The 5,766-nt window shown below is 66.5% G+C and carries 3 protein-coding genes; all 3 read left to right on the top strand.

Annotated features, from left to right (window positions below; all coding sequences use genetic code 11):
• The coding region (locus FW784_RS11985) for an alpha/beta hydrolase (protein WP_149353575.1) at nt 1-925 on the top strand (925 nt) is incomplete at its 5' end.
• A 395-nt stretch (nt 926-1,320) separates the two neighbouring features.
• Nucleotides 1,321-4,077: a TonB-dependent receptor gene (locus FW784_RS11980; RefSeq protein WP_149353574.1), complete on the top strand. Its 2,757-nt coding sequence runs from the start codon at nt 1,321-1,323 to the stop codon at nt 4,075-4,077.
• 85 nt (nt 4,078-4,162) lie between these two features.
• On the top strand, nt 4,163-5,587 hold the full coding sequence (locus tag FW784_RS11975; protein WP_149353573.1) for a solute:sodium symporter family transporter: 1,425 nt from the start codon (nt 4,163-4,165) through the stop codon (nt 5,585-5,587).
• Nucleotides 5,588-5,766: the final 179 nt, after the last annotated feature.

The raw sequence follows: 5,766 nt of genomic DNA, 5'->3' as shown, positions 1-5,766 counted from the left end.
CGACGACTGGAACATCCCCGCGCCCGGTGTCTCCGCAACGCCCTTGCACGTGCGCGTGTTCGCCACGCCGGGCGCGCTGCGCGATCGCGCGACCCTCTACGTGAACGACGGCCAGGACGCCGACGCCGTCGGCCTCGCGGACACGCTGGCTTCGCTTGCGCGCACAGGCAGCATTGCCGCACCCGTCGTCGTAGCGATCGACATGCCGCCCGATCGCATGGGCGCGTATGGGTTTTCCGACCGCGCGGCGCGGCGTGCGATCGTCGCGCCGACCCGGTACGGCGTCGTCGGCTCCCGCGCGCAGGCGTATTCGGAATGGCTCGCGCACGTGCTGGTGCCGTGGGTGGAAGCCCGGTACCCGGTTCGGCGCGGCGCGACGTCACGCGCGCTGCTGGGCTGGTCGCTGGGCGCGGCGAATGCGTTCAACGTCGGGTGGCAGTACCCGGACGTGTTCGGGCGCGTGGGAGCGTTCTCGCCGTCGCTGTGGCTCTCGACGGAGCCGACCGACGACGCGTCGGTTCAACGCACGCGCATCGCACAGTCGATGCTGGCGCGCGGCGCACCGCGTGGGCTGCACCTGTTCCTCGCCGTTGGAACCGACGAAGAAACGAGCGACCGTGACGGCGACGGCATCAACGACGCACTTGACGACGTGCGCGAGCTCGTCGACGGCTCGCTGTCGATGCCGGGTCTGCGGCAACTTGGCTATCGCATTGAACCGGATGCACCGGCCCGGCACCGCGGCGGCGATGTCGTCGTGTATGAACTGCCAGGCGGCATCCATCGGCAATCGAGTTGGGCGCGCATGCTGCCGGCATTCCTGCGCTGGGCGTATCCGCGCGGCGCCACAGTTTCCGGGGTGGTGCGGTCGGCGTCGCCGGCGGACACGCCGCGGCGTCCGGTAGCGCGGCGCGCGCACCTCTGACACGCAACGGCCGAACTCGAGGCGATAGCGCGTATCGAACTGGCGGCCGAGACCGGAAGCCTGCATGCCCGGAAGACGCCCGCCATCGACTTGCAAAAACTCGTCTGGCGTGGCGCGTTCATGACCTTCCGCGTTCAGTTCGCACCGCTCTGTGCCCGCAGAGGCGAGAACGCACGCGTTCTCGCGTCGATGAACCTGCGGATCGTGACCACGCGGCCGCCATGGCCCGCAAAAACCACGTTGCAAACGCATGAATACGTTTGCAGGCCAATTTGTGCAGGGAGGCCGGCCTCTACCATCGCCGCAGCTCGGTGGAAAGGCCGCCGGAGCGGCCCGGGCCACGCGGCGAACGACCGCGGGCTCCATCGCAAACCACAGTTGGGGAGTACTTGGGGATGAATCTGAAACGCAACCTGCTCAGCGTCGCGCTCGCTTCGGCGGCGCTGATGGCCGCATCCGCCGCGCAGGCGCAGACGGCGACGTCCACCGCGCGGGACACCAAGTCCGACGCGAAGCAACTCGACAGCGTGCACGTGAAGGGCATCCGCCGCGGCATCGAGCGCTCCATCGACACGAAGAAGAATTCGACCTCGATCGTCGAGGCCGTATCCGCGGAAGACATCGGCAAGCTGCCGGACGTCAGCATCGCCGAATCCATCGCGCGCCTGCCGGGCCTCGCGGCGCAGCGCGTGGCGGGCCGTGCGCAGGTCATCAGCGTGCGTGGCCTTTCGCCCGACTTCTCGACCACGCTGCTCAACGGCCGCGAAATGGTCAGCACCGGCGACAACCGCAGCGTCGAGTTCGACCAGTACCCGTCCGAGCTGCTCAGCGGCGTGACCGTGTACAAGACGCCGGATGCCGGCCTGATCGGCCAGGGCCTGTCGGGCACGATCGACATGCAGACGGTGCGCCCGCTCAACTTCCAGGACCGCGTGATCGCCGTGAGCGCGCGCGGCCAGCACAACTCGCTGGGTGCGGCGTCGAACCAAGACGCGTTCGGCAACCGTTTCAATGCCAGCTACATCGACCAGTTCGCAAACCGTACATGGGGAGTCGTCCTCGGCTATTCGCACTCGGACACGCCGATCCAGGAGAACCAGGTTGGCCTGTACGAGCCGTGGCAGCAGCTCGGCGCCAATTGGCGCCCGGGGGTGCCGGCCGGCACGTTCTACTCGGACGGTATCAAGGCGCTGCGCCGCACCGGCTACCAGAAGCGCGATGCCATCATGGGCACACTCGAGTTCCGCCCGAACGACGCATGGCGCAGCACGCTCGACGTGCTGCATTCCGAAGCCCATCAGGAAGACACGGCGAACCAGTTCGAGGTGAATCTGAGCGGCTATAACGGAACCAATCCGTACGTACCGCTCGCGATCACCAATGCGCAGGTCAACGGCAACGGCACCTTCACCGGCGGCACCGTGGCAAACGTCTACCCGCTCGTTCGTGCCATGTACAACGACCGCAAGGACAAGATCGACGCGTTCGGCTGGAACAACCAGTTCAACGTAGGCGCGGTCAAGCTCTCCGCCGACGCCAGCTGGTCGCGCGCCAAGCGCAACGAGTTGAACCTGGAGAACAACACCCAGCTGGCGAGCCCGGCGCTGGACACGCTCGGCCTGCAGATCCGCGCCGACCAGTTCTCTCAGATCAACCCGACCCGCGACTACAGCGATCCGGCCAAGCTGTTCGTGACCAACACGATCTACGGCTCGGGTTACGGCAAGGCGCCGCGGGTCGTCGACGAACTCAAGAGCTACCGACTCGACGCGAACTTCGCCGCGCCGCAGGCGCTGCGGTGGATCAAGGACTTCGACGTCGGCATCAACTACGCCGACCGCAAGAAGGAGAAGCACCAGCCCGAGGCCAACATCAACCTCGGCCCGCAGGGCGCGACGACGATTCCCGCGGACCTCCAGTACGGCCTCGTTGATCTCGGCTTTGCGGGCGTTGGTTACATTCCGTCTTGGAACGTCCCCGGCGTGGTCAGCCGCTTCATGACGTTCAACCCGAGCGAGACGGCAGCCGGTTACCTGGTCGCGAAGGCGTGGACGGTGAACGAAAAGATCACCACCACCTACGCAAAGGCGAACATCGACACGCAATTGGGAAGTGTCCCGGTGCGCGGAAACGTGGGCGTACAGGTCCAGCATACGGATCAGTCCTCCAGCGGCCTCGCGTACCTGCCGCCGGGTGTGGTCACGCCGTACACGACGGGCAAGAAGTACAGTGACGTGCTGCCAAGCACGAACTTGGCGTTCTCGCTTCCGTATGACCAGACGGTGCGCGTCGCGCTCGCAAAGCAGGTCGCCCGACCGCGGGTGGACCAGATGCGCGCCTCGCTCGACTTCGGCGTCGACACGAACACGGGCAAGCCGGGCGGTAGCACGGGCAATGCGCTGCTCGATCCGTGGCGTGCGAACGCATTCGACGTCTCGTACGAGAAGTACTTCGGCTCCAAGGCTTACGTCGCCGCGGCGTACTTCTATAAGGACCTGACGAGCTACATCGTCACGCAGACGGACTTCAACCACGACTACACGACCGAGGTCGCGGGGTATGTACCGCCTGCCTCCTGCAACGGGAACCCTTGCCCAGCGGTGCTTACCCATGGCTCTTACACGCGCCCGGTGAACGGCAAGGGCGGCAAGCTCCAGGGTCTCGAACTGACTGCTTCCCTGCCGCTCGACATGTTCGCGCCGGCTCTGCGGGGCTTCGGCGTCGTCGCGAGCGCGAGCTTCACCGACAGCAACATCTCGATCCCGCCGGATCCGGACCAGCAGAGCAGCGTCGGCAGCGCGCCGATCGCCCTGCCCGGCCTGTCCAAGCGCGTCTACAACTTCACCGCCTACTACGAGAACAACGGCTTCGAAGCGCGCATCAATAACCGTCGTCGTTCGGACTTCATCGGCGAGATCGGCAACTTCAACGGCAACCGCACGCTGCGCTATGTCGTCGGCGAGAACATCACCGATGCGCAGGTCAGCTACACCTTCGGCGACGACACCAGCCTCAAGGGCCTGAGCCTGCTGCTGCAGGCCAACAACCTCACCAACGAGGCCTACCGCACCTACGCGGGCACCAAGGATCGCCCGCTCGAGAACATCGAGTGGGGCCGCACCTACCTGCTTGGCGTCAGCTACAAGTTCTGATCGCGTAACCGCGTCACCCCTGGCCCCTGCCGGTTCTCTCCGACGGCAGGGGCTTTTTGTTTCCGACGTGCCGATGGGGTTCCCGATGTCCTCCAGTGCCGTGCAGGTTGCCGTGTTCATCGCGCTCACCGCGGCCGTCGCGCTCGCGACGTGGTGGCGCTGCCGCCGCGAGCGCCACGCCAGCGACCACGGTCGCGATTACTTCCTGGCCGGTGGCTCGCTCAGCTGGCCGTTCATCGCGGGCTCGCTGCTGCTGACCAACATCTCGGCCGAGCAGATCGTCGGCATGAACGGCGCACAGACCCTCCTGGTGGCGTGGTGGGAATTCGGCGCGGCGGCGGGCCTGATCGTGCTCGCGCAGGTGCTGGTGCCGCTGTACTACCGCTACAAATGCACGACGACGACCGAACTGCTGGAACGGCGCCTTGGCGACCCGGGCCTGCGCCGCGCGGTGTCGGTGCTGTTCCTGCTGGGGTACACCGCGATCCTGCTGCCGATGGTGCTGTACACCGGCGCCAGGTTCATGCAGTCGATGTTCCATCCCGACCTTTCCATCGCCACGCTGGCGGTGCTGTTCGCCATCGGCGGACTGGCGTACGCGGCGATCGGTGGCCTGCGCGCGATCGCGGTGTCCGACACCTACATGGGCGTCGTGTTGCTGGTGATGGGCGTGATGGTGACCGTGTTCGCGATGAACGCGATCCATTGGGACCTGTCGGGCCTGCCGGCCAACCGCCTGACGCTGTTCGGCGCGTCCGATTCCGACATCCCGTGGCCCACGCTGCTCACCGGCATGCTGTTCGCACACCTCTTCTACTGGGGCACCAACATGGTGATCGCGCAGCGCGCGCTCGCCGCGCCGACGGTGCGCGAAGCACAGAAGGGCATCTACGCCGCCGCGTTCTTCAAGCTGCTGACGCCGGCGATCGTGGTGCTGCCAGGCCTGATCGCGTTCAAGCTCTACGGCGATGTCGACGACAACGCGTACGGCCAGCTGGTGAGCCACGTGCTGCCGTCATGGATGTCCGGTGCATTCGCCGCCGCGATCACCGGCGCGGTGCTGTCGAGCTACAGCGCCGCGCTCAATTCCGCAGCGGCGCTGTACACGGTGGACGTGCACCTGGCGCTGGTGAACCCGAAGGGCGACGCGCGCCGCCTCGGCCGAACTGCGACGATCGCGTTCACCGTCGTCTCGCTCGCCATCGTGCCCGTGTATACGCATTCCAGGAGCATCATCGCCACCCTGCAGCAGCTCAACGGCCTTTATTCGATGCCGGTGCTGGCTGCCTTCATCGTCGCGATCTTCTTCGATGGGGTGAACGCACGCGCCGTTCGCTGGGCGTTGCTGTTCGGCGTTGCCCTGTATGCGGTGTTCACCTTCGTCTGGACACCGCTGCACTACCTGCACCTGATGTTCATCACGCTGGTATCGACGGTGGCATTCGCGCTGCTGGGAAGCCGCCTGATGGGGCGCGCGCCGGAAGCGATTGCGGCGGCAGACACCGCATGAAGCGCGCGAGCGGGCGCAGCGCCTCAAGCGGACCCATCGGGCTCCGCTGCCGGCACCGCGGCCGTCCTGCGCTGTAAGCTCGGCGCATGATCCTCAACTTCGCACTCGACCATGCGCCGGCCACGCTGTTGGCGCTGACCCTGCTCGCGGTGGTCGCGTTCGCGCTGGCGCGCCTGCTG

It is taken from the genome of Cognatilysobacter lacus (assembly GCF_008274655.1).
GTDB classification, from domain to species: Bacteria; Pseudomonadota; Gammaproteobacteria; order Xanthomonadales; family Xanthomonadaceae; genus Cognatilysobacter; species Cognatilysobacter lacus.
Note: the sequence above shows the minus strand (reverse complement) of the source record. Positions and strands in the feature narration are given on the sequence as shown.

Coding starts and splice junctions, on each gene's coding strand:
- FW784_RS11975 (WP_149353573.1), top strand. CDS start 4,163: ATGTCCTCCAGTGCCGTGCAGGTTGCCGTGTTCATCGCGCTCACCGCG.
- FW784_RS11980 (WP_149353574.1), top strand. CDS start 1,321: ATGAATCTGAAACGCAACCTGCTCAGCGTCGCGCTCGCTTCGGCGGCG.